The sequence below is a fragment of the Lentibacillus sp. CBA3610 genome, from assembly GCF_013373365.1.
Lineage (GTDB): Bacteria > Bacillota > Bacilli > Bacillales > Amphibacillaceae > Lentibacillus.
Map to the genome: position 1 here is coordinate 90,111 of NZ_CP035925.1, position 23,401 is coordinate 113,511.

Consider the following 23,401-nt stretch of genomic DNA (forward strand, 5'->3'; position numbering starts at 1 on the left):
TTTTGGTTTTTTTAGTAAATGTTTGTTTCACTGGAGAGGACAGAATATGAGTGATGTTTCTCAGAAAGAAAGCGTGTACACTGGCGAAAAAACCAATTATTCGAATAAAAGAAGATGGCTAAGGCAAAAAAAGCAGATAATAGGGATAGTGGGAGCGGTTGCAGCTTTTTTATCAGTTTATTACGGATTGCCGGGTTCATTTGATGTAGATTCAAGAAAAATGGTAGCAATTGTTACCGGGTGCCTTGTGCTTTGGGTGACTGAAACAATACCGATAGGATTAACGGCTGTATTGGTACTCTTGTTGATGTTGTTACTTAATCCCGTATCTGTTGAGGTTGTCTATAGTGGGTTTGCTTCGCCTGCTGTATTTTTGATTATCGGTGGAATGATGCTTGCTCAAGCTGTAAATGAAACAAGGTTGGCACAACGTATCACCTATCTTATATTGTCTAGGTGGGGAGGGAATGCAAAGGGCCTGCTTGGGAGTGTTTTGGTCATCCCCCAAGTACAGGCATTCTTCATTCCTGCTACCGCCGTCCGGACTAGTCTGCTACTTCCTATAGCAATCAATGTGCTTGATACGGTTGGGGCAAAAAGGGATAGTCCCTTGAGGAAAATGATCTTACTTGCAGTCGCTTACGGATGTACAATCAGCGGCACTGCTGTTATGACAGCTGCAATCGGAAACATTTTAGCAGTGGACATACTTAATCAAATACTTCAAGTCAATATCACTTATTTTGAATGGTTCATTTATTCATTACCACTGTGGCTAGCATTGATCCCGGGCAGTTGGTTTCTGTTATTGAAAAGCTTTCCTTTAGGAGAAAGGGAGTCCTCCTTTCCACATTTGAAACAGGAAATGCAACAGAAAATAAAACAATTCGGCCCGCTGGACAATAAAGAAATAAAGTGCTTGGTTATTCTATCGTTCACGGTTATGATGTGGATGTCTGAGCCACTTCACGGACTACATCCGAGTATTCCTGCTTTAATTGGTGTGTTTCTGATGACGTTTCCTGGAATTGGTTGTGCTGATTGGGCAAGTGTTGTAAAGATAAACTTTAATACCGTTTTATTGTTGGGTGCAACACTCTCGATGGGCTACGCCTTGAATGATTCGGGTGCTGCAGAACAAATTGGTGAGGTGCTTGGGGATGCCTCCTGGATTTTATATTTAATGCAAGAGCCATTATTGGCATTGATTTTTGTATTGGTTGCTACGCAGGTCATTCACTTGTTGATTTCAAACGTCTCCACAGCTGTCGTCACGTTGATACCGATTTATATTGGCCTTTCCATCGAGGCAGGAGTTAATCCGGTTTTAATTGCTTATACAGCAGCCATTACTTGTTTACACGGTTATATCCTTATTGTGGAAACCATGACGAACATGATTGTATATAGTTCAGGACAAATATCCCAACGTGATTACTTAAAGCCTGGGGTTTATATGACACTATTAATGATAGGGTTGACCATTTTGATAGGGCTGACCTGGTGGAGATGGTTAGGCCTTGTTTCATAATAAAAAATGGGGGATTAAATATGGGTAAAATATTGGAGCATTTCGGTAAAAGCTTACTCCGGGAAAATGGTGTGAAAACCCCGGATAATTGGGTTGTTGATACTGGTATTAAATCCAGAAAAATAGCTGATAGACAAAGAGTCGTATTAAAAGCTCTGATCCCTGCTGGAAAACGGGGGAAGGCCGGTGCTGTTAAATTTCCTGGAACGGCTGCGGAAGCTCACCGGAAAACTGAGGAACTCTTAGGAATGACTGTTTATAATTTCCCAGTAAAGCAGGTGTTAGTTGAAGAAAAACTTGAAATTAAGGAAGAATGGTACGTTTCCATTAGTATTGATAACCAAAAGCAAAAGCCTGTTATTATGGTCTCAACACACGGGGGTGTTGATATTGAACATTCAGCGAAAAACGACCCGGAAAAAATGGCCATTATTCATGCTGATCCTTTTGAAGGGGTACAGCCGTTTCAAATCAAGGAATTGTGGAGTTCCCTTGGTGTTACGGGAAAAGCACTTGTGCGTGCCACACAGACGCTTTCCAAGCTCTACGGCGTCTTTTTAAAATATGATTGTTACCTTCTTGAAATTAATCCTTTAGCCCTCACAAAAGACGAAGACCTTGTTGTGGCCGATTCGGTTATGGGGGTGGACGACACAGCCCTTCGCCGTCAACAAGAATTAGCAGGGATGGTCGAAGTGGGTAGTGAAAGGTCATGGCGGCCATTGACAGAATTGGAAAAACAAATGATTGAAGTCAATGATGCAGATTACCGTGGGACTGCACGTTATACCGAAATGGAGGGAGGAGAAATCGGATTCATGTGTGGAGGTGGCGGTGGGAGTCTTTTAAGTTTTGACGCCCTGACGCGTCACGGGGGTAGACCTGCGAATTATACCGAAACAGGTGGTAACCCCCCGGTTGAAAAAGTATACGGGTTGACAAAAGGGATACTGTCGAAAGAAGGAGTTAAAGGGTTATACGTGGCTCATAACATTTCTAACAACACGCAAATTGATGTGATGGCCACAGGGGTCGTCAAAGCATTGAAAGAGTTGAAAATCGATCTCGACACATTCCCGGTGATTGTAAGGGAAGCAGGTGTGAACGATGAGGAAGGGAGAAAAATTTTCGAGGATGCCAATGTGACATACTACGGTGAGGAAATAACAATTGAGCAAGCTGCTTTAAAGATGGTTAAGCGTATGGAGGAGGTATATGGATGGCGATCTTGATCGGAAAACATTCAAGAATTGTTGTTCAGGGGATCACTGGACGGGAAGCGGCTATGATTGTCGATCACACCATTAACTATGGAACAGATATCCTTGCTGGTGTCACTCCCGGTAAAAAGGGGCAGATTGTAAGCGGTGTCCCTGTTTATGACACAATGAAAGAGGCGGTGGAGATGCATCAAGTGAACACAAGCCTAATTGTCGTCCCACCATTCTTTGCACTTGATGCAGTGCTTGAAGCAATTCATAACGGGATCAAGGTTCTGGTGGTGACTACAGAAAATATTCCGCAAACAGATGTTTTAAAAATGCTTGCAGCCGCAAAAAAACATGGGGTTTACATTATTGGTCCAAATACCGCTGGCATGGTGAATCCTGATGACCGAATCAAATTGGGATCGATCGGAGGGGAATTCCCCGAACGTACCTTTGCTCCTGGTAATGTAGGTGTCATATCCAGAAGCGGGGGGATGGCCAATGAAACATCATGGATGGTCAAACGGGCCGGATATGGTGTCTCAACGACCATCGGTATTGGTGGGGATAGTTTAATAGGTACCAACATCAAAGATTTACTCTGCTTATTTGAACAAGATGATGATACAGAGGCGGTTGTCACTTTTTCAGAACCCGGTACATCTTTTGAAGAAGATGCAGCAGAGTTCATAAAAAGTGGAGGATTCACAAAACCAGTCATTTCATACGTTGCCGGACGCTTTACGGAATCGATGCCGGAAGGGACAGTATTCGGGCATGCCGGGGCCATGATTTCGGGTGATTTTGGTAGGCCATCCATAAAAATGAAAAAATTAAGAGAAGCCGGCGCGTCCGTTCTGGAAAATTATGATGATATGATCGATGTTTTGCAACAAGCTTTAGGTTCTGACAAGAGGGTAAATCAGCAACAATAAGGTATTGATTGAATTTGAACCCAATAACACTTGATTTTTTGAAAGAAATCTATTGGAAAAGGAAGGGTTGTCATATGAAAATAGTGAATATTAAAGAAAAAGTGGTTCCTATCAAATCAAGCATAAGCAACGCCTATATTGATTTCAGCAAAATGACTGCCTCGGTTGTAGCTATCACCACGGATGTGGAAAAGAACGGAAAACGGGTGGTTGGTTACGGTTTTAATTCAAACGGCCGCTATGCACCTAGTGGTTTATTGCATGACCGCTTCATCCCCCGGTTGCTTGAAGCAGAATCAAAGGAATACTTAAATGATGATGGGTCAAACCTTGATCCCCATAAAATTTGGGGTATTTTGATGACAGGAGAAAAACCGGGAGGCCATGGTGAACGTTCGGTGGCTGTGGGTACACTTGATATGGCTGTTTGGGATGCTGTCGCAAAAATTGAAGATAAGCCTTTATATCAATTGCTCTCCGATCGATATGGCGATGGGAACCCAGATGACAAGGTCTTTGTTTATGCGGCAGGCGGATATTATCAACCAGGGAAAGGGCTTGTCAAGCTACAAGATGAGATGCGCAGCTATCTGAACGAAGGCTATTCGGTCGTAAAAATGAAAATAGGGAACTCGTTGGAGGAAGACCTACGCCGAATCGAAGCGGTGCTGGAAATCGTTCCGGATGGAAAGTCACTCGCTGTCGATGCCAATGGACGATTTGATTTGGATACAGCTATCAAATATGCTGAGAAATTGGAACCCTATGATCTATTTTGGTACGAGGAAGCGGGAGATCCGCTTGATTATGAACTCCAATCGGAATTGTCAAAACACTATAAAAATCCGATGGCAACCGGGGAGAATCTTTTCTCAATGCAGGATGCACGTAATTTGATTCGATATGGTGGTATGCGGAAGGACCGTGATTACCTGCAGTTCGACTGCGCTTTAAGTTATGGCCTTGTTGAGTATATGCGCACTTTGGATATGCTGAAGGAATATGGATGGTCCTCCCGCCGCTGTATCCCGCACGGCGGCCATCAAATGTCCCTTAATATTGCCGCTGGTCTGGGATTGGGCGGTAATGAATCATACCCAGGTGTCTTTGAGCCGTTCGGGGGATTTGCGGATGATGTACCGGTCGAATCCGGTTATGTTCGTATGCCTGAAGTTCCTGGGGTCGGATTCGAAGCAAAATCGGATTTGATTCAGTTACTTCGTTCTGTGGCTGAATAACGGCCGAAAACTAAGTCAATTGAATTACTGTTATCAATAAAATTAATTTTTGAAAGGGGAATAATGATGGATAATAAAAAATTTGATGCTGGTTTAGAGGTTCGTCGGGATGTTTTGGGGGCAGAGTATGTTGATAAATCGCTTGCAAATGCGGATGAATTCATACAACCCATGCAGGAGTTGGTTACTGAGTACTGCTGGGGTGAAATCTGGACAAGAGAGGGGCTGCCGAAAAAGACACGCAGTATCATTAATCTTGCCATGTTGACGGCTTTGAATCGTCCGAATGAACTAAAACTTCATTTGCGTGGAGCACTCCGGAACGGGGTTACAAAAGAAGAAATCCAGGAAATCTTCTTACAGACTGCAATTTATTGTGGTGTTCCTGCGGCCTTGGACAGCTTCAAGACCGCTCAACAAGTTTTTGCGGAAGAGGATGAATAAGACAGCATTTTAAGGAGTGTACGAGATGAAAATCGGTTTGATCGGTTTAGGAAATATGGGAGGACGTGTGGCTAAACGGTTGATGAGGCAAGGACATCAACTATCCGTTTATGATATTAACCCCGAACTGCTTTCGGAATTTGCCAAATTAGGCGCGAAAACGGCAGATTCACCACTTGATCTCGCGAAGAGCTGCCATTATATTGTAACGGTCTTGCCAAATGCTGATGTGGTAAAAAACGTTGTGCTGGGAAAAGAAGGTCTTATTACCGTAATGGAACCTGGGAGTGTGTTGATTGACGCCACAAGTTCTGTTCCAGACGTTACAACAGAAATTGGTGCAGCATTGGACAAGCAGGGAATCAGAATGCTGGATGCTCCAATAAGTGGTGGCTTGCAGAGGGCCGAGGAAGGGGATTTAGCTGTGATGGTTGGTGGAGATGAGGCTACCTTCACGGAATGTATGGTGATTTTCAATGATATTGGATCGACGATCACCCATGTTGGAAAACTAGGATCCGGACATACCATAAAGGTGTTGAATAATCTGATTTCTGCGACAACATTTGCCATTACTGCAGAAGCACTTTCCATTGGCATTAAAAAAGGACTTATCCCGAGTAAAATGCTGGAAGTCATCAATCATAGTACCGGGAGAAACAACTCAAGTGAAAATAAATTTCCGCAGCACGTATTGACGAGAAAGTTTGACGTCGGCTTTACAATGGATTTGATGTGTAAAGATTTGACGATTGCAACAGATATCATTCGGAATGAAAAATCGCCAGCCTTTATATCGAATACAGTTTATCAGTTGTGGCAATATGCCCAGTCGAGAAGTGAGGAGGGCGCGGATCATTCCGAGTATGCAAAACTGATAGAAGAAATGTATGGTTCTGAGATTACAGATTAGAATAGTGTTATGGAATTATCCCTATTGGTCAGGCTTTGATCAATAGGGATAATTTAATTTCCTCAATTCTGCTGAGTGAATTCATTCAAGAATCGCATTTAAAAGCTCAAATGCTCAGTTTTCCTACATCTAAAGATAATTGCTGTTCTAACACATATCCTATTTGGTAAAGTTTTGCCTCTTCCATTTCCCTCCCTATAAGTTGAACACCAATCGGCATATCCTCCGAGGAAAAACTACATGGTAATGTTAAACTTGGAAAACCATTCAAGTTGGTTGGTGCAGTAAGTTTAATGTTGGCCCAACGGATATGGTCATCATCCGTTTTATTATGACTTAAATACCGTTCATTGATTTTTGGTGGTAATATTGACATGGTGGGAGTGACCAATGCATCAACGTTTTCCAAAGCGTCATTGAACACCTTTTTTGCTGAATCCCGCAATCTCAATGCATTGGCATACTCAAAACCTCTGTCTTGAAGAGCAGTCATCAACCTTTCTTTTACCTCATCATCCCAGAGGTCCGGAAAATCATTCAAGTTCTTTTCGTGTGTAGCGTATGCTTCACTACGCAATATGATTTTTTGGGCATCTGAAAGTTTTTCCATGTTTAATAGATTGACTTCTTTCATCTCTGCCCCTGACTCTTTAAGGTGAGAGATTGTTTTATTGAACGCTACTTTAACTTCTTCATTAAGTTTATCAAGATAAAACTGTTTCGGTATACCAATTCTTACTTTATTGATGTTTTTTCCTATAAGACGTGAATAGTCTTCATTTTTTCTGCTCAGCGCATCGCAATCTTTTCTATCATACTCTTGCAATATATTCATCAAGATGGCATTATCTTTAATTGTCCGTGTCATTGGTCCAACGTGATCCAATGTCCAAGATAATGGATAAACCCCATGCTTACTTACTGTACCATATGTTGGTTTCATGCCTACAATCCCACAAAATGACGCCGGGATTCGAACAGAGCCGCTTGTATCTGTTCCTAATGCACCGTAACATAAACAGGCCGCAACAGCAGCACCTGATCCACTACTAGAACCTCCAGTCATTTTTGACAGATCATGTGGATTTCGCACAGGTCCATAATACGAGCGATCGCCGGTCGGCCCATATGCCATCTGATGTGTATTCAGCTTTCCGATAATGATGGCACCTGATTTTTTCAATTGTTCAACAACTGTTGCATCTTCACTTGGTATATTGTTTTTGTATATTCCGGAGCCCATGGTCGTTTTAATGCTTTTCGTGTCAATCAGATCTTTCAAACCAATTGGGATTCCATGAAGCGGCCCTCTATATTTACCGAGGCCAATTTCCTCATCCGCTTTTTCTGCCATTTCCAATGCTTCAGGGTTAATGGTTATAAAAGTGTTAAGATGTTTATCCAACCTGTTTATTCTGTCAAGCAGCCCACTGACAATTTCAAAAACTGACAACCTTTTATTTCTAATTTCATTTCCTATTTCAGATATACTTTTTGACAAAAAGTTTTCCAGAGGTTCCATCCAATCCCTCCATTTAAATTTGTTGATAGTCTATGAATCATAATTATTTTCATGACACCACAATATACAAATATTTTTTGTTTCAATACATATTTATGTTTTTGACTAATAAGATTATAGAAAATTTAAAATTAATCAAGGAGGAGGAGGAGATTGGTCAACATTTACCTTTGGGTATTATTTTCCATTTTCTTGTTAGCCATGATAGGTGTGAGTTATTATGCAGCAAGAAAAACAAAGACAATCGAAGACTTTGCCATCAGTGGTGCAAAATTGGGTCCTTACGTTCTAGGTTTATCATTGGCAGCCACCCTATTCAGTGCGGCCACATTTATGGGATATCCGGGATACTCTTATGCATGGGGATTCAGTAATTTATGGCTTTATTTATCACTTATGGTTGCTGCGCCACTTGGTGTTATTACGATAGCAAAAGCGGTTAGAAAAAGAAATGCGATTCAAAAATCATTGTCTTTGCCGGATTGGCTAGGTGACTATTATAATAGTGATTTTCTCCGTGTGGGCTCTGGGCTTATCATGTTATTCAACCTTTTTTATATCGCTGCACAATTTTCGGCAGGTGCACAAATCTTCCAGACGATGCTTGGATTAAGTTATTCAACAGGGCTTATAGTGATTGCCGGAATCGTCATCATTTATGTGTTTGTTGGCGGATCCTATGCCGATGTTTACACAGATGCTATACAAGCAGTTCTAATGGTGGCAACTGGAATTTTCGTCTTCATCTCAGGTATTTACTTTTTCGGTGATGGAAATATTAATACTGCCTTCAACAATATATCAGAGAATCTAAGTTCACAAGATGGTGCTTTAGTTGCAATTCTAAACCCTGATTCAAACTACTATGCTGTTTCTGCTGTTATTGGTTTAATGATTATTCAATTTGCATTTGCAGCACAACCACAACTGTTTAATAAAGTTTTATCGTTAGAAAAACAAAAAGATTTAAGAAAAATGATTATTGTCTATATTGTAGCTTCTGCATTGTGTTTACTAGTTTTATTCGGTGGACTTTATGCTCGGATGGCAGTACCTGGTCTAGATAATCCTGATCTTGCTTTAATTGAATATGTGACGTGGGGACTTCCTGCTATTCTTGCAGCGTTTGTCGCGGTCGTTATTTTAGCCGCCGCTTTATCAACGACAGATGGGCTATTTGTAGTGATGTCAACAGTTTTTGCAAACGATATCTTTAGAAAGGTTCTAGTAAAACGTGGGATTGTAAATGTAAAAGAAGCAGATGTTAATAAAATTGCTTTGCGTATAAGCCGGATTGCAGTTATTGGTGTGGGTATCGCTGCGTCATTACTTGTTCTTAACCCACCTCCTTTTCTGGGTGATCTGATGTGGATTGGAATCTCAGGTGTTTCGGCTGGAACACTTGGACCAATCATGTATGCAATATTTGGCCGCAAAAAAGCTTCGCCACGTTCTGCAGAGGCATCAATGGTCATTGGTTTGATTTCTTATTTGATTATCGTCTTTACCGGGATTGAATCAAGTCCTTTGGCGGCCGGGGGATGGGCTACTTTGGTCGGGATAGTTACGATGTGGATTTTGGCTTATACAATAAAAATCCCATCCCATCACTAGTTGGATGATAATTAGAAATTCAGTATGAAACTGGAAGGAGGGTTTTATTTGTGGATTAATCCAATGCTGTCCATTTGGCTATATTCAACACTTGGATCTTTTATAGTATTTGGCTTTTTATTGTGGAAGTATTACTCTGGCGATCAGGAAAATGATGAATGATTGGATCATATAAAAACGAAGATGAAAAAAGAAGTGAGGTTGATCGTACCTCATTTCTTTTTTCAAGATGTAATTATCCATCATCAGTGTCTTTATCTTTATCCCCACGTGAGAAATCTGCTAAGTAATCGATGTGTGCTACATAATTTTAGAAAGTTAGAAAAAACTTGACTTTTTATAAAATATGAAATAAACTTATATTGATATTGGATACAATATTCACTATTCTTTATGCAGAGTATATTTTGGATATGGCAAATGATGCCCAATTATAAATCATCAGTAATCATGAAAGTGTGTAAGCGCTTAATAAAATGCGAGGTGTTATCTGATGGAGTACAGAATAGAGCAGGACACCCTTGGTGAGATGCAAGTACCTTCTGAAATGTTTTGGGGCGCTCAAACCCAAAGAAGTCTGGAGAATTTTAAAATTGGCACCGAGCGGATGCCGGAAGAGATAATCAGGGCATTTGCAATTTTGAAAAAGGGTGCAGCTCTTGCGAATCAAGAAATTGGTCAATTGAGTGCTGCAAAGGCTAGAGCGATTTCTGATGCAACAGATGAAATTATTGAAGGGAAACTGGACCGACATTTTCCATTATTGGTATGGCAAACTGGAAGTGGGACTCAAACCCATATGAACATCAATGAAGTGATTGCAAACAGAGGAAATCGTGTTTTGAAGGAAAAAGGGAGTTCGGAATGGATTCATCCCAATGATGACGTGAACATTTCACAAAGCTCAAACTGTAATTACCCAACTGCGATGTATATTGCAGCCGTGACCGTCATCGAGGATCATGTGCTTCCTGCCCTTTCCAAATTAAAAGAAACATTTTCAAAAAAATCAGCAGACTTCGATCAGGTTTTGAAGGTTGGGCGTACGCATTTACAGGACGCTGTTCCCATTACATTGGGCCAGGAAATCAGCGGCTGGCATCGGATGCTTGAGAAATCAGAGATGATGATTAAAGAAAGTTACAGGAAGATGGAAGAATTGGCTTTTGCAGGAACAGCTGTTGGAACAGGGTTGAATACATACAAAGGGTTTGCCGAGGTGGCATTGGAGAAGATTAAATCCTTTACCGGGAAATCGTTTATCCCCGCTTCCAATAAATTTCATGCTCTTACCAGTTATGATGAAGTTGTCTATACACATGGTGGATTGAAAGCATTGGCTGCGGATCTGATGAAAATTGCCAATGATATACGTTGGATGGCGAGTGGCCCCAGAAGTGGCATCGGTGAAATCACCATTCCGGTTAATGAGCCAGGGAGTTCAATGATGCCGGGTAAAGTCAATCCTACACAGTGTGAAGCGTTAACAATGGTCACTACCCAAGTGATGGGAAATGATACCACGATAGGCATTGCTGCAAGTCAAGGTAACTTTGAAGTCAATGTGTTCAAACCAGTGATAGCTTATAATTTTTTACAATCGGCAAGGCTATTGGCCGATGGTATGAATTCATTTAACGATAACTGTGCAATAGGCATTGAGCCGAATCATGAAGTGATTGAACGAAACTTGGAAAATTCTTTGATGCTTGTCACTGCTTTAAATCCGCATATCGGGTATGAAAATGCAGCTAAAATCGCTAAAAAAGCACACGATGAAGGACTGACATTAAAAGAATCAGCTTTAAATTTAAATATGCTTGATAAAGATGAGTTTGAAAGGATTGTCAATCCATCAAACATGGTACACCCAATCAGCTGAGTTTCCTATTAAAGTAAAAGCACTCACTTAATATTTTATTTTCAAAAGCCTATATCAGTAAAAGTTTTATACACTCAATTCATTAATTAACCACCACTAAAAGGAGGATGTTCATATGACTGTAAGCGCTGATGAAGAAATTAATTTGATCCGCCAAAGTGTCCGTTCACTTTGTGCGGAATTCCCTGAATCGTATTGGAGAGAGACAGACGAAAAGAACGCTTATCCGGAGGAATTCATCCAAACATTGACAGAAGAAGGATGGCTGTCTGTACTCATTCCGGAAGAATACGGTGGGGCGGGACTTGGCATGTATGAGGCGAGTGTCATATTGGAGGAAATCAATCGCTCCGGGGGGAATGCCGGTGCTGGGCATGCACAGATGTATACAATGGGTGCGATATTAAGACATGGCAGTGAGGAGCAGAAACAGCGATATCTCCCAAAAATTGCCAGTGGCGAATTGCGGCTGCAGGCTTTCGGCATTACAGAACCAACAGCAGGTAGTGACACAACGAGTATAGAAACGACAGCAGTCAGAGAGGGGAATAAATACATTATTAATGGCCAAAAAATCTGGATATCCCGTACGCAATATTCGGATTTGATGCTTCTGTTGGCACGTACAACACCAAAGGATCAGGTAGCGAAGAAAACAGACGGGTTGAGTTTGTTCATTTTAGATATGAAAGACCAGAAAAATAATATCGCAATCCGGCCGATAGACACTATGATCAACCACGCCACTACGGAAGTGTTTTTTGAGAATGCGGAAATTCCCGCAGAAAATTTGATCGGCAAGGAGGACAAGGGCTTTAAACAGGTACTCAGCGGGATGAATGCCGAACGTATTTTAATTGCCTCTGAAAGTATTGGAGATGGAAAGTATTTTATTGACAAAGCTGTCCAATATGCCAATGAACGTGAAGTGTTTAACCGTCCCATCGGTCAGAATCAGGGTGTCCAATTTCCCATCTCACAATCGTACATGGAAATTGAGTCAGCAGCGCTGATGAGAGATAGGGCAGCAAATTTGTTTGATGCCGGAGAAAATTGTGGCGCAGAGGCTAATATGGCTAAATACCTTTCAACGGAGTCGACCTGGAAAGCTGCTAACGCAGCGATGACCACATTTGGAGGATATGGATTTGCTTCTGAATACAACATAGAACGAAAATTCAGGGAAGCCCGCTTATACATTGTTGCTCCTGTAACCAATAATTTGGTTACAACTTATATAGGACAGCACGTCTTAGGTCTCCCGAGATCTTTTTAATATTTTTTAAAGGAGAGGTTTCATGGAATTAAGTGAAAAGCTGGCCAACTATGTCATAGATACAGATTATGATGATTTGCCTGAGGAAGTTGTGGATTTCACGAAACTATGCATTTTGGATTATTTCGCCTCAGCCATAGCGGGATCCAAAACGGAACCGATTCAGAAAATTGATGAATTGGTCAGGGAAATGGGAGGCGAGTCACAGGCATCCTTGATTACCGGAGGCCATTCCTCAGTACCCCAGACAGCATTGCTTAATGGCGCATCGAGTCATATTGTTGAACAGGACGATATCCATAAGGGATCAATCATTCATGCGGCCACAGTTGTGATTCCAGCAGCTTTGGCTGTTGCTGAATGGAAAGACCTGTCCGGTAAAGAATTGATTAATGCAGTTGTGATTGGGTATGAGGTTTGTTACCGAATCGGTGAAGCGGTATCGCCATCACACTACTATTATTGGCATAACACTGCAACTTGCGGCACTTTTGGAGCGGCGGCTGCAGTGGCTAAATTGTTGAAGTTAAATGAAAATCAAATCATCAATACACTGGGAAGTGCTGGAACCCAGGCTGCGGGTCTATGGGAATTCATTGAGGACGGAGCGATGTCAAAACAATTGCATCCAGGGAAAGCGGCGATGAACGGTGTCATTAGTGCATTATTAGGAAAAAAAGATTTTACTGGCGCTAAAAAAATACTTGAAGGGGACCGTGGCTTTTTTGAATCCATGAGTGAGAATTATAAGATATCTAAAATCACAGATGGTTTGGGTGAAGAATATAAGATCTTGGAAAACTCCTTTAAAGTACATGCTTCCTGCCGTCACACGCATTCGGCCATGGATCTTATGATCGATTTGGCAAACGAAAGGGACATAGATATCAAGGATATTGATCGTATTAGTGTGAAAACCTATCAGGTCGCTATAAATATTACTGACAATAATAAGCCGGTTACTCAATATCAGTCAAAATTTAGTCAACAATTTTGCACTGCACTAGCCTTGTTGAAGGGACATGGGAATCTGGAAATCTTTAATGAAGATACTTTGTGGGATGAGAATATACGTGAATTGATGAAGCGCGTAGACGTAGTAACAGATCAAGAGATTGATGCCCAGTATCCATCGAAGTGGGGGGCAATTGTAGAAGTATATATGAAATCGGGAGAGGTCATAAGAAAAGAGACAGATTCTCCACGTGGCGACCCGGAAAATGCTGTTTCAAATAATGAACTTCGGCAAAAGTTTATGAGTCTTACAAAAATATGGTCTGAGGAAGACCGTGAAATATTATCAGAAAGGATTCTGGACTTAGAAAAACAGGAGACTGCAAGAAATCTTCTTGGTTTAAGCAAAATATCTCTGGATTAAATCAATTTGAGAAGTTTAAAGTATGAAAATCATTGTGATGTACCCCTTCAATTTAAACCAGTCATACGATATAATAAAGTATACAATATCCACTTATAATGAAATGGAGACTGAATTATGACTGAGAAAATAGATTTAAGGATAGGCGACCGTGAAATGCTTCATAATCAAGTATGCAGTGTGCTGAGAAGCGCAATTTTGAGAGGTGATTTTGAGCCGGGTCAGCGATTAGTGCAAACAGAGCTGGCTGAAATGACTGGTGTCAGCCGAATGCCCATTCGAGAAGCCTTGAGGACACTCGAAACAGAGGGATTAGTTAAAATGGAACCACACAGAGGGGCAGTGGTCCGACCGATACAAAAAAAGAAGGACATTCAGGGAAATTTTATGAACTGCGATCGGTTTAGAACCATTGGCTCTGAGAAAAGTATGAAAACTTTAACTGAAGATGACAATTGAAGCATTGAAGTCTTATCATAAATCCATGAAGGAGGGTACAAACGGGGAAGAATACGTGGAGTGGAATGCAATGTTTCATCAGCTGCTTTCCAGCCGTTTGTCAAAGTCCCCGGCTTCTTGGATTTTATCGGACCGTTTCACGCGGGTTTGCCGCAGGACCATCCCGCAAGTTATTCCCGGGCAAATCCAAAGAATAAGGAGATGAAAGATATTTTTAAATGCCGTTTTAAATGGAGATGAGGAAAAAGCGGTGGAATTTTTGACCACCATAATCAGCAGGACCGGCGAAGAATTGCTCATTTCCTTGATAATAAAGATTTTAAATGAATTCGTAGATGTAATCAGACTCTTTCTAATTTTCCCTGAGGGTCTGATTTATTTTTTAAAAGTAGTGGCTTACATATGGTTAAATGTCAAAAAAATATTAAAATTGGGTTTACAAACAATGTTAAATACACTAAAATATATTGTATCCAATATTACAATATCCAATAAATATCACTTTATTCTCAGCACTTTCTGCAAAGTTTTAAAATTTAGGAGGAATAGAATGTTACCATTAGAAGGTGTTACTGTCATTGCCTTGGAACAAGCAATTGCCGTCCCATTTGCAACTCGGCAATTGGCTGATATGGGAGCACGTGTCATAAAGGTAGAAAGGCCGGGCGCGGGAGATTTTGCCCGTAATTATGATACGACAGTTAAGGGCATGTCCAGTCATTTTGTCTGGTGTAATCGCTCGAAGGAATCTATTGAACTTGACCTGAAATCAGAGCAAGGAAAAGAGGCACTCAGTCGTTTGCTTGAAAAAGCTGATGTTCTTGTACAGAATCTGGCGCCTGGTGCTTTGGAACGCATGGGTTTTGACCCACAGGAACTTACCCAAAAAAACCAGGAATTGATTGTTTGCAGTTTATCTGGATATGGAAATAATGGGCCTTATGAGGAAAAAAAAGCATATGATTTATTGGTCCAGTGTGAAGCGGGACTTGTTTCCGTAACTGGAAGTGAAGAGACACCTTCTAAAGCTGGCATTTCCATTGCCGATATAGCTGCTGGTATGTATGCCTATACCGGGATTTTAACAGCGTTGCTAAATCGGACGAAAACGGGAGAAGGTACAATTATTGAAGTCTCTATGTTGGAAGCACTCGGAGAATGGATGGGATACCCGGCTTACTATGCTGCGTACGGAGGGACGGAGCCTAAACGGACCGGTGCAAGTCATTCAACTATTTATCCATATGGCCCGTTCAAATGTGGTGATAACAAAACTGTATTTATCGGATTACAAAATGAGCGTGAGTGGAAGGATTTTTGTGAACGTGTACTGAAAAATCCAGAGCTTGCTGAGGACGCAAAGTTTGAAAACAATTCACAACGATCTGCCAATCGGACAGAATTGAAAGCACTGATAGAAGATAGTTTTAAAGATTTAAGTTCTGATGATGTTATTGAACGTGTGGAGGACGCAAAAATTGCAAACGCGCGTCTAAATAATATGAAGAATTTTTTTGATCATCCGCAATTGTCTGCACGGAATCGTTGGCAAGAGGTACAAACACCTGAGGGAGCGATTAACGCCCTTATACCGCCGGTTACGATGAAGGGGGTTGAATCAGTTATGAAACCGGTTCCTGCTCTTGGTGAGCATACCGACGACATTTTAGACGAAATAGGCATGAGAAAGGTTAATAAATAATTTGTCCAAAATGAGGAGGTACATTCAATGAGTGTAAAAGAAGGCTGGAATGGGCGTTTTTATGAGGATTTTGAAATTGGGGACATTTATTCACACCCACTCGGAAGAACTGCAACAAAAACAGATAACATTTATATCACGTTGCTGACTCAAAATACGAATCCCATTCATTTCGATAGTCATTATTCAGAACAGACCGAGTTTGGGGAGCCGCTGGTTGATTCAACGTTCACAATTGCTTTAGTGACAGGCCAGTCTGTCACAGATCTATCCCAGAATGCCATGGCCAACTTGGGGTGGGATGAGGTTCGCCTGCCGAATCCGGTGTTCGAAGGGGATACCATTTATTCCTTTTCGGAAGTACTGAATAAACGGGAATCCAAATCAAGACCGAATGTCGGTATTGTGAATGTCAAAACAAGCGGTTATAACCAAAGAGGCGAAATTGTGATCACATTTAAGCGGACTTTCATGATTTACAAAAAGGATTATGCACCTAAAAAAGAGAATAAGTTATTAAACAAAGTCCTGGAAAAAAGTAAGCCACAAGACTGAAAAAAACAGGAGGGTGGTTCGAATGAAAGAGATTCATTATAATGATATTGTTCAGAATGTGGCACGTCTGTGCGAAGAGGCAAATTATGACTTGGGGGAGGATGTTGTAACAGCATTTGAGCAAGCAGTTCAAACAGAGTCTTCTGAAGCCGGTAAAGAAGTGCTGAACCAATTGATCGACAACGCCAATATTGCAATTCAGGACCGGGTTCCAATGTGTCAGGATACCGGTGTATCCGTTTTCATTGTGAAACTGGGACAGGATTGTCATATCACCGGTGGCAGCTTGCAGGAAGCAATCAATGAAGGTGTTCGTACTGGATACGAGGATGGTTACTTGCGTTATTCAATCGTGGATGATCCTATTAATCGAAAAAATACGGGAGATAATACGCCTTCTGTCATTCATACAGAAATAGTATCGGGAGATCGTCTTGAAATATATATGACCGCAAAAGGCGGCGGGCGGAAACATGAGTGCTCTCAAAATGCTTAAACCGAGTGACGGACTTGAAGGTGTGAAAAAATTCATTTTGGATACAGTTCGGGAAGCAGGTCCAATGCTTGTCCTCCACTTGTAGTCGGCAAGGATAAGGCGGCAATTTTTGATTCTTGTGCCTACTTGGCCCAAGAAATCACTTTTTTCAGACCGGTTGGGGAACGACATGCTAATGAGGAGATTGCTAATCTTGAGAAAGAATTGACCCAAGAGATTAATAAATTGGGGATCGGGCCGCAGGGATGGGGGGAAGCACCACGGCACTTGATATAAAAATAGAAATTTCCCCATGTCATATTGCTGCCCTACCAGTGGCAGTCAACTTAAATTGCCATGCGAGCCGGCATAAACATGTCATACTTTAACCTAGTTTTTTTTGGAGGGATTACATGGCTCAAATAAAATTAAATGTGCCGTTTGAGGACGAAGCAACTGTTAGATCATTAAGGGCAGGGAACCAAATCCTATTGACAGGAACTTTGTATACTGCCAGGGACGCAGCTCATAAAAGAATGGTAGAACAGATAGAAAATGGCGAAGAACTTCCATTTGAATTAAAAAATCAAATCATCTATTATGTGGGGCCGACACCTGCCAAACCCGGGGAAGTGATTGGCTCGGCAGGCCCGACGACAAGCATCAGAATGGATAAATATACGCCCACTTTACTTGAACGGGGATTAAAAGGAATGATAGGTAAAGGTTACAGGGTCAAGAAGAGTCATTCAGTTGCTGAGATAAGTGCCGTTTATTTTGGCAAGCCATTGGTGATCGGGAGCGCTATTGGGCGAAAAAAATTAAATCGGTGGAGTTAATGGCATAAAATCTGAGCACTGAGGCCATACGAAAATTAACAGTTGAAGAGTTCCCTTGTATGGTGATTAATGATTCAGAAGGCAGAGACTGGTATAAGGAATCCCAGAAAAAATTTAAATAGCCTTAATATTGAAAAACAAACGGCTATAAATAAGGAAATACAAAAAGGGGAATGGTAATGGTTCAGACAATTGATGAGAAGACACCAATTAAGTTAAGTGAACAAGAAAGAAATGAACTTCGGCAGGGTGTTCGTGAATTATGTGCTTCATTTGGTAATGAATATTGGAGAAAACTAGATCCCCCAAGAGAATACCCTCATGACTTTGTGGACGCTTTAACCGAAGCAGGTTATTTATCTGTGCTGATACCAAAAGAATATGGTGGCAAAGGGTACGGTTTGGTGGAAGCAACCATAATCCTGGAAGAGATCCACCGCGCCGGTGGCCATGCAGCTGCTTGCCATGCCCAAATGTATACGATGGGTTCGTTGCTTAGACACGGAACCGAAGAGCAAAAGAAAAAATATCTTCCCGGGATTGCTGAAGGAAAAATCCGTTTGCAGGCTTTTTCCATCACCGAGCCTGAAGCGGGATCAAACACGACATCAATTACAACGTTTGCGGAAAAAACAGAAGACGGCTATATCATCAATGGCCATAAGAACTGGACCAGTCGTATTCTACAGTCAGATTTACTCCTTCTTTTGGCACGAACGAAGCCTTTAGAGGAAGTTACCAAAAAATCAGATGGGATCAGCCTGTTTTTGGTAGATCTGCGGGAAATCAGAGTAAGCCAACCTGATTCACTGGAAGTTGAACCGGTCCGTACAATGTTTAATTATGCAACGAATAAAGTGTGGTATAAAGATATGAAAATACCACTTGATAGTGTTATAGGAGAAGAAGGGAAAGGTTTTAAGTATGTTTTAGATGGTATGAATGCTGAAAGAATTTTGCTCGCTTCAGAAACGATTGGGGATGGATACTTTTTTATTGATAAAGCAACAAAATATGCAAGCGAACGGGAGGTATTTAACCGTAAAATTGGGGAGAATCAAGGAGTGCAATTTCCAATCTCACACGCTTATGCTTCCATAAAAGCTGCAGATTTATTGCGCTACGAAGCTGCAGAAAAGTTTGATGCAAATGAAAAGTGCGGTGAAGAAGCAAATATGACGAAGCTTTTATCAAGTGAAGCCAGCTGGGAAGCCGGAAATATCTGCATTAACACATTCGGTGGGAATGGATTTGTAGATGAATATGATGTAGAACGTAAATTCAGGGAAACACGCATGTATCAAGTGGCGCCAGTGAATAACAATATGATTCTATCCTACATTGGCCAGCATGTTTTAGGTATGCCGAGATCTTATTAATGTTATGATTCAATTGTTTTGTTGTTTTTGTGTTATAAATATTGAGCTGATGCAAGATTCAAGATCCTAAGGCTGCCAACCACCAACAAAAACGGTGGAAAGCAGCCTTTTGTTTTAAATAACGCATTTAAAACTCCTCATAAACCGCCGGATCCTGATCCTTCATACGCCCATCCGTCCTACTCAACTCATCTATTGCCTCTATATCTTCATCATCCAGCACAAAATCAAAAATCGAAATGTTTTCCAGTTGACGCACAGGTGATGCTGATTTCGGAATGGCAACAGCATCGTGCTGATAATGCCAGCGCAAAATTATCTGTGAAGCCGTTTTGCTGTGTTTGTCCGCAATGTCTTTAATCGTATCATTAGTGAAAACATCACTGGCACGGGTTAAAGGGCTCCAGGATTCAGTGACAACACCATGCTCTTCATGCCATTTGCGCTGTTCTGCCTGGTTAAAGAATGGATGAAGCTCGACTTGATTGATGCTTGGCAAGACACCCGTTTCTTTTTCCAGACGTTCCAGATGCTCGGGCAGGAAATTGCAAACACCGATTGAGCGGATCAATCCCCATTTTTTTGCATCAATTAAAGCCTGCCAAGCTTCCATATAGATATCCTGTTTCGGGTTTGGCCAGTGGATTAAGTATAAATCATAATAGTCCAAATCGGCGCGATAGAGTGATTCCTGAATGGTTTTCACTGCCTTGTCGTACGTATGGTAACGGCCGGGAAGCTTTGATGTGATGCGCAATTCCTCACGTGGTACGGATGTCCGCTTCAATGCGGCTCCGACTGTTCCTTCATTTTCATAGTTGTAGGCTGAGTCAATCAAGCGGTAGCCATGATCAATGGCACTTGCGATGGCTGCTGCACCGTCATTTCCCCACAGTTTGTATGTCCCAAAGCCGATTGCCGGGATGTTTGTCCCGTCATTCAGTGTGATTTCGGGTATTTGGTTCGTCATCGTGTCACTCCTTTTATATTTTTGTTTTATTTAATCCATTAAGCTATTCGTATTTAATAGTAGTTTATCATAATCTATCACTGCACATCATGGGATAGCGTTTTCCACTGTCAAAACTAATCAGCAAATAACACGATACAACCGGTCAATCGCCTCAGCTATTTCATCTTCCTTAATACTTGCAAAGCCAATAACGATTTCAATATTTTTCGGTTTGCTATCATCATCCCCCAGTAAAAAATGTTTCATTGTATAGATTTCCAGCTTTTCCTGTTTGGCTTTTTCTTTTACCTCTTCATAGCTTTTGTCTGTATCAAATTCCGCAAGAAAATGGAGTCCGGCCGGGGCATCTTTAATTTTTATCCTGTTCTGAAACCTTACAGCGAGTTCCTTTATTAATTGTTTCCGTTTCTTATCATAATGCTGATTCATTCGTTTAATGTGTTTGGCGTAATCCCCATTTTGAATAAAATAATGTAACGCATATAATTGAAGCGAACTGCAGCCCTGTATCCGGTCAGAATAATGAAATTGATATCTTTCAAGTAACTTAGGCGGCAATACCATATAACTAATCCGGAAACTTGGCAGTAAAGTTTTAGAAAAGGTGCCGAAATAGATGACGCGCTGATTTCGATCAAAACTCTGCAGGGAAGGGATATTATCCGTACCATACTTGAACTCGCTGTCATAATCATCTTCTATAATATATCGATCGTCGCCGGTTGCAGCCCAATTCAACAGCTCAACACGTCTGGAAATCGGCATTATCGTTCCAGTTGGAAACTGGTGCGAAGGTGTCATAAACAAAAAGTCAGGATTGGTTGATTTGATTCCGTTAATATCGATCCCATCCCTGTCCAACCCAATAGGCAATACGTCCAGTTTCAGGCTTTTTAGTATTTGGAAAATCCGTGAGTATCCCGGGTTTTCGATAGCTATTTTGGTATTTGAGCCTTGTATTGCCATTAATTGATGAATTAATGGATGTATACCGGTACCTATAATGATTTGTTCAGGCTCACATGTTACACCGCGTGTTAAGCCTATCATATCGGAAATCGTCTTTCTTACGGTAAATGGGCCTTGTGGATGGGCGATCTCGGAAAGTTCTGTTGTATGTTGGGATATCGCATTTTGTTGACTCTTCATCCATTCATAAAAAGGAAACATGGAATGGTCTATTTTGATATGTGAAAAGGAAAGCCAACCTTTTTCATCACTGGGAGTTTCCTTTAAATGTTTAGGCAGTTCACGTTCTTTAGCAGAATTGCCATTAACAAAATGCGCAATATCTTCAACGAAATATCCTTTACGTTCCACCGTATAAATGTACCCTTCCGCAAGCAATTGTTCATATGCCGTTGCGACTGAATTGATGCTTACTCCCAATTCATTGGACATTTCTCTTTTTGAAGGGAGTTTGTTGTTTGCAAGAATTTTGTGATCCAGTATGAATTCCTTGAGTCTTTCATAAATTTGTTTATAAATATAATTTGATTTTTGTCTTTTATCGATATGGAATTTAATCATCTGCCTTCACCCTGGTCCCATAATTTTCTTAATTCTGGTACTTTTCATTATACCAACAAAGTATCATACTAGTCTATAAATTCACAGTAAACAGTTAAACAAGGGGGTTATGCAACATAAAGCTGAGATTATGATTTTTACGAGAATTTGAAAGCGATTACCTATAGAAAGGATGATTCCATTGTCAAAAAACTTATCCGAATTGGATCAGAAACATTTTATTCACCCGACATCATCCATCCAACAGCAGCAGGAGCATGGGCCGGCTTATATTTTTGAAAAAGGTGAGGGCATTTATTTAACCGATATCAAGGGAGAAACTTACATTGATGCGATGTCGTCGTTATGGAATGTCAATATCGGTCATGGGCGCAGTGAGTTGGCAGAGGTTGCTAAAGAGCAAATGGAGAAACTGGCATTCAGCTCTGCATTCTCAACGTTCAGTCACGAACCGGCCATACTGCTCGCAGAAAAAATAGCCTCTATAGCGCCAAAAGGATTAAATGCTGTGTTTTTCACGTCAGGTGGTTCTGAATCGAATGATACAGCCTTTAAACTGGCACGGCATTACTGGAAGCTGAAGGGTGAACCGGAGCGCCGGAAAATCATTTCCCGTAAAAAGGCTTATCACGGTGTTGCTGCAGCTTCAACAAGCGCAACGGGTATTCCGCAATTTTGGGATATGGCCGGAACATTTATGCCTGATTTCGTTCATGCGGATACACCATATGAAAAAGACACAGCAGAGGCAATCGAATCGATACGCCAGGTGATTGAGCAGGAAGGACCGGAAACGATTGCGGCATTTATTGCAGAACCTGTACAAGGTGCTGGCGGGGTCATCATTCCACCTGATGATTACTTCCAGGAGATCCGCAAGCTTTGTGATGAATACGGGATTTTGTTCATCGCCGACGAGATTATTACCGGTTTTGGACGGACTGGGAAAATGTTCGGCATGGAAAATTGGAATGTTGAGCCTGACTTGATGACGTTTGCCAAAGGTGTCACAAGCGGCTATCTCCCATTTGGCGGGGTAGTTGTTTCCGATGAAATCCACGACATGCTGAAAGAACGTTCAAGCGGCACATTGTTCCATGGATTCACGTATAGCGGGCATCCAACGGCCAGTGCGGTCGCGTTGAAAAACATTGAAATTATGGAAAATGAAAATCTCGCAGCAAATGCACAAAAAATGGGTGAACGGCTGCTGAAAGGTTTCAAACAGATCAAAAAAGACACGCAAATTGTTGGTGACGTCAGGGCACTCGGTCTTCTTGGGGCTGTGGAACTCGTCAAAGATCCGGACACCAATGAACGTTTTCCTGCTGAATGGAAGGTGGCTGGAAAAGCAATCAATGCACTATACGACCGTGGTGTTATTTGCCGGCCTGTAACATTCGACAGCACGGACATTATTTGTTTTTCACCGCCATTAATTATCAATGAAGAACAGATTGATAACCTGGTTGAAAAAGTGCATGATGCTGTGCTGGCGGTAGAAAAAGAGATAGGTATAGGAAGTCAAAATATCTACTAAAATTACAA

At 41.3% G+C, this 23,401-nt stretch carries 20 protein-coding genes and 1 pseudogene; 18 read left to right on the top strand and 3 right to left on the bottom strand.

Features of this window, described 5'->3' with window-relative positions:
* Positions 1 to 46: 46 nt before the first annotated feature.
* From Len3610_RS00495 to Len3610_RS00520, 6 genes are all read left to right on the top strand, one after another.
* Positions 47 to 1,531, top strand: a complete 1,485-nt coding sequence (locus Len3610_RS00495) for an SLC13 family permease (protein WP_176446220.1) — start codon at positions 47 to 49, stop codon at positions 1,529 to 1,531.
* 20 nt (positions 1,532 to 1,551) lie between these two features.
* The gene (locus Len3610_RS00500) at positions 1,552 to 2,763 is read left to right on the top strand and encodes an ATP-grasp domain-containing protein (RefSeq protein WP_176446221.1); all 1,212 of its coding nucleotides are present in this window, start codon (positions 1,552 to 1,554) and stop codon (positions 2,761 to 2,763) included.
* Positions 2,751 to 3,674 carry a succinate--CoA ligase subunit alpha gene (locus tag Len3610_RS00505; protein WP_176446222.1) on the top strand — a complete coding sequence of 308 codons (924 nt, stop codon included), beginning with the start codon at positions 2,751 to 2,753 and terminating at the stop codon, positions 3,672 to 3,674. Before Len3610_RS00500 ends, Len3610_RS00505 begins: the two co-directional genes overlap by 13 nt.
* 74 nt (positions 3,675 to 3,748) lie before the next feature.
* Positions 3,749 to 4,912, top strand: a complete 1,164-nt coding sequence (locus tag Len3610_RS00510; protein ID WP_176446223.1) for a mandelate racemase/muconate lactonizing enzyme family protein — start codon at positions 3,749 to 3,751, stop codon at positions 4,910 to 4,912.
* 63 nt (positions 4,913 to 4,975) lie between these two features.
* Complete coding sequence (gene pcaC / locus Len3610_RS00515; RefSeq protein ID WP_255259721.1) at positions 4,976 to 5,356, top strand: 4-carboxymuconolactone decarboxylase; 381 nt, start codon at positions 4,976 to 4,978, stop codon at positions 5,354 to 5,356.
* A gap of 25 nt (positions 5,357 to 5,381) precedes the next feature.
* A complete protein-coding gene (locus Len3610_RS00520; protein WP_176446224.1) occupies positions 5,382 to 6,269 on the top strand; it encodes an NAD(P)-dependent oxidoreductase in 888 nt (295 codons plus the stop codon).
* 106 nt (positions 6,270 to 6,375) lie between these two features.
* Here the strand turns inward: Len3610_RS00520 and Len3610_RS00525 are convergent, their stop codons facing one another.
* Positions 6,376 to 7,791, bottom strand: coding sequence for an amidase (locus Len3610_RS00525; protein WP_176446225.1), 1,416 nt, complete (start codon positions 7,789 to 7,791; stop codon positions 6,376 to 6,378).
* A gap of 153 nt (positions 7,792 to 7,944) precedes the next feature.
* On the opposite strand from Len3610_RS00525, the gene Len3610_RS00530 reads away from it, so the two are divergent.
* From Len3610_RS00530 to Len3610_RS00575, 11 genes and pseudogenes are all read left to right on the top strand, one after another.
* The gene (locus Len3610_RS00530) at positions 7,945 to 9,405 is read left to right on the top strand and encodes a sodium:solute symporter family transporter (RefSeq protein WP_255259722.1); all 1,461 of its coding nucleotides are present in this window, start codon (positions 7,945 to 7,947) and stop codon (positions 9,403 to 9,405) included.
* Positions 9,406 to 9,898: 493 nt separating this feature from the next.
* Positions 9,899 to 11,287, top strand: a complete 1,389-nt coding sequence (gene fumC, locus Len3610_RS00535) for a class II fumarate hydratase (protein WP_176446226.1) — start codon at positions 9,899 to 9,901, stop codon at positions 11,285 to 11,287.
* A 115-nt stretch (positions 11,288 to 11,402) separates the two neighbouring features.
* On the top strand, positions 11,403 to 12,563 hold the full coding sequence (locus Len3610_RS00540) for an acyl-CoA dehydrogenase family protein (protein ID WP_176446227.1): 1,161 nt from the start codon (positions 11,403 to 11,405) through the stop codon (positions 12,561 to 12,563).
* A 22-nt stretch (positions 12,564 to 12,585) separates the two neighbouring features.
* Positions 12,586 to 13,941 carry an MmgE/PrpD family protein gene (locus Len3610_RS00545; RefSeq protein WP_176446228.1) on the top strand — a complete coding sequence of 452 codons (1,356 nt, stop codon included), beginning with the start codon at positions 12,586 to 12,588 and terminating at the stop codon, positions 13,939 to 13,941.
* Between the two features lie 117 nt (positions 13,942 to 14,058).
* Positions 14,059 to 14,400, top strand: coding sequence for a GntR family transcriptional regulator (locus Len3610_RS00550; protein WP_176446229.1), 342 nt, complete (start codon positions 14,059 to 14,061; stop codon positions 14,398 to 14,400).
* A 550-nt stretch (positions 14,401 to 14,950) separates the two neighbouring features.
* Positions 14,951 to 16,102 carry a CaiB/BaiF CoA transferase family protein gene (locus tag Len3610_RS00555; RefSeq protein WP_176446230.1) on the top strand — a complete coding sequence of 384 codons (1,152 nt, stop codon included), beginning with the start codon at positions 14,951 to 14,953 and terminating at the stop codon, positions 16,100 to 16,102.
* Positions 16,103 to 16,129: 27 nt separating this feature from the next.
* Positions 16,130 to 16,657 carry a MaoC family dehydratase gene (locus Len3610_RS00560; RefSeq protein ID WP_176446231.1) on the top strand — a complete coding sequence of 176 codons (528 nt, stop codon included), beginning with the start codon at positions 16,130 to 16,132 and terminating at the stop codon, positions 16,655 to 16,657.
* Positions 16,658 to 16,679: 22 nt separating this feature from the next.
* A pseudogene (locus Len3610_RS00565) lies at positions 16,680 to 17,521 on the top strand (fumarate hydratase).
* Between the two features lie 24 nt (positions 17,522 to 17,545).
* Positions 17,546 to 17,971, top strand: coding sequence for a fumarate hydratase C-terminal domain-containing protein (locus tag Len3610_RS00570; RefSeq protein WP_369693626.1), 426 nt, complete (start codon positions 17,546 to 17,548; stop codon positions 17,969 to 17,971).
* 26 nt (positions 17,972 to 17,997) lie between these two features.
* Complete coding sequence (locus Len3610_RS21565) at positions 17,998 to 18,093, top strand: hypothetical protein (RefSeq protein ID WP_369693666.1); 96 nt, start codon at positions 17,998 to 18,000, stop codon at positions 18,091 to 18,093.
* Between the two features lie 57 nt (positions 18,094 to 18,150).
* Positions 18,151 to 19,350: an acyl-CoA dehydrogenase family protein gene (locus tag Len3610_RS00575; RefSeq protein ID WP_176446232.1), complete on the top strand. Its 1,200-nt coding sequence runs from the start codon at positions 18,151 to 18,153 to the stop codon at positions 19,348 to 19,350.
* Between the two features lie 127 nt (positions 19,351 to 19,477).
* Here the strand turns inward: Len3610_RS00575 and Len3610_RS00580 are convergent, their stop codons facing one another.
* Together Len3610_RS00580 and Len3610_RS00585 are read right to left on the bottom strand one after the other, a co-directional pair.
* Entirely contained in the window at positions 19,478 to 20,320 is an 843-nt protein-coding gene (locus tag Len3610_RS00580; protein WP_176446233.1) for an aldo/keto reductase, read from the bottom strand.
* A 120-nt stretch (positions 20,321 to 20,440) separates the two neighbouring features.
* A complete protein-coding gene (locus Len3610_RS00585; protein WP_176446234.1) occupies positions 20,441 to 21,853 on the bottom strand; it encodes a MocR-like transcriptional regulator GabR in 1,413 nt (470 codons plus the stop codon).
* 172 nt (positions 21,854 to 22,025) lie between these two features.
* Here Len3610_RS00585 and Len3610_RS00590 point away from each other — a divergent pair, with 172 nt between their 5' ends.
* Positions 22,026 to 23,393 (top strand): aminotransferase family protein, encoded by a 1,368-nt coding sequence (locus Len3610_RS00590; protein WP_176446235.1) that lies wholly within the window; start codon positions 22,026 to 22,028, stop codon positions 23,391 to 23,393.
* Positions 23,394 to 23,401 lie beyond the last annotated feature (8 nt).

What these genes read in the sequence shown, in the direction of transcription:
- Len3610_RS00575 (WP_176446232.1), top strand. Translation starts at nt 18,151, where the DNA reads ATGGTTCAGACAATTGATGAGAAGACACCAATTAAGTTAAGTGAACAA.
- Len3610_RS00495 (WP_176446220.1), top strand. Translation starts at nt 47, where the DNA reads ATGAGTGATGTTTCTCAGAAAGAAAGCGTGTACACTGGCGAAAAAACC.
- Len3610_RS00550 (WP_176446229.1), top strand. Translation starts at nt 14,059, where the DNA reads ATGACTGAGAAAATAGATTTAAGGATAGGCGACCGTGAAATGCTTCAT.
- fumC (WP_176446226.1), top strand. Translation starts at nt 9,899, where the DNA reads ATGGAGTACAGAATAGAGCAGGACACCCTTGGTGAGATGCAAGTACCT.
- Len3610_RS00500 (WP_176446221.1), top strand. Translation starts at nt 1,552, where the DNA reads ATGGGTAAAATATTGGAGCATTTCGGTAAAAGCTTACTCCGGGAAAAT.
- Len3610_RS00525 (WP_176446225.1), bottom strand. Translation starts at nt 7,791, where the DNA reads ATGGAACCTCTGGAAAACTTTTTGTCAAAAAGTATATCTGAAATAGGA.
- Len3610_RS00545 (WP_176446228.1), top strand. Translation starts at nt 12,586, where the DNA reads ATGGAATTAAGTGAAAAGCTGGCCAACTATGTCATAGATACAGATTAT.
- Len3610_RS00580 (WP_176446233.1), bottom strand. Translation starts at nt 20,320, where the DNA reads ATGACGAACCAAATACCCGAAATCACACTGAATGACGGGACAAACATC.
- Len3610_RS00540 (WP_176446227.1), top strand. Translation starts at nt 11,403, where the DNA reads ATGACTGTAAGCGCTGATGAAGAAATTAATTTGATCCGCCAAAGTGTC.
- Len3610_RS00590 (WP_176446235.1), top strand. Translation starts at nt 22,026, where the DNA reads ATGATTCCATTGTCAAAAAACTTATCCGAATTGGATCAGAAACATTTT.
- Len3610_RS00520 (WP_176446224.1), top strand. Translation starts at nt 5,382, where the DNA reads ATGAAAATCGGTTTGATCGGTTTAGGAAATATGGGAGGACGTGTGGCT.
- Len3610_RS00505 (WP_176446222.1), top strand. Translation starts at nt 2,751, where the DNA reads ATGGCGATCTTGATCGGAAAACATTCAAGAATTGTTGTTCAGGGGATC.
- Len3610_RS00570 (WP_369693626.1), top strand. Translation starts at nt 17,546, where the DNA reads ATGGCTCAAATAAAATTAAATGTGCCGTTTGAGGACGAAGCAACTGTT.
- Len3610_RS00560 (WP_176446231.1), top strand. Translation starts at nt 16,130, where the DNA reads ATGAGTGTAAAAGAAGGCTGGAATGGGCGTTTTTATGAGGATTTTGAA.
- Len3610_RS00510 (WP_176446223.1), top strand. Translation starts at nt 3,749, where the DNA reads ATGAAAATAGTGAATATTAAAGAAAAAGTGGTTCCTATCAAATCAAGC.
- Len3610_RS00555 (WP_176446230.1), top strand. Translation starts at nt 14,951, where the DNA reads ATGTTACCATTAGAAGGTGTTACTGTCATTGCCTTGGAACAAGCAATT.
- pcaC (WP_255259721.1), top strand. Translation starts at nt 4,976, where the DNA reads ATGATGGATAATAAAAAATTTGATGCTGGTTTAGAGGTTCGTCGGGAT.
- Len3610_RS00585 (WP_176446234.1), bottom strand. Translation starts at nt 21,853, where the DNA reads ATGATTAAATTCCATATCGATAAAAGACAAAAATCAAATTATATTTAT.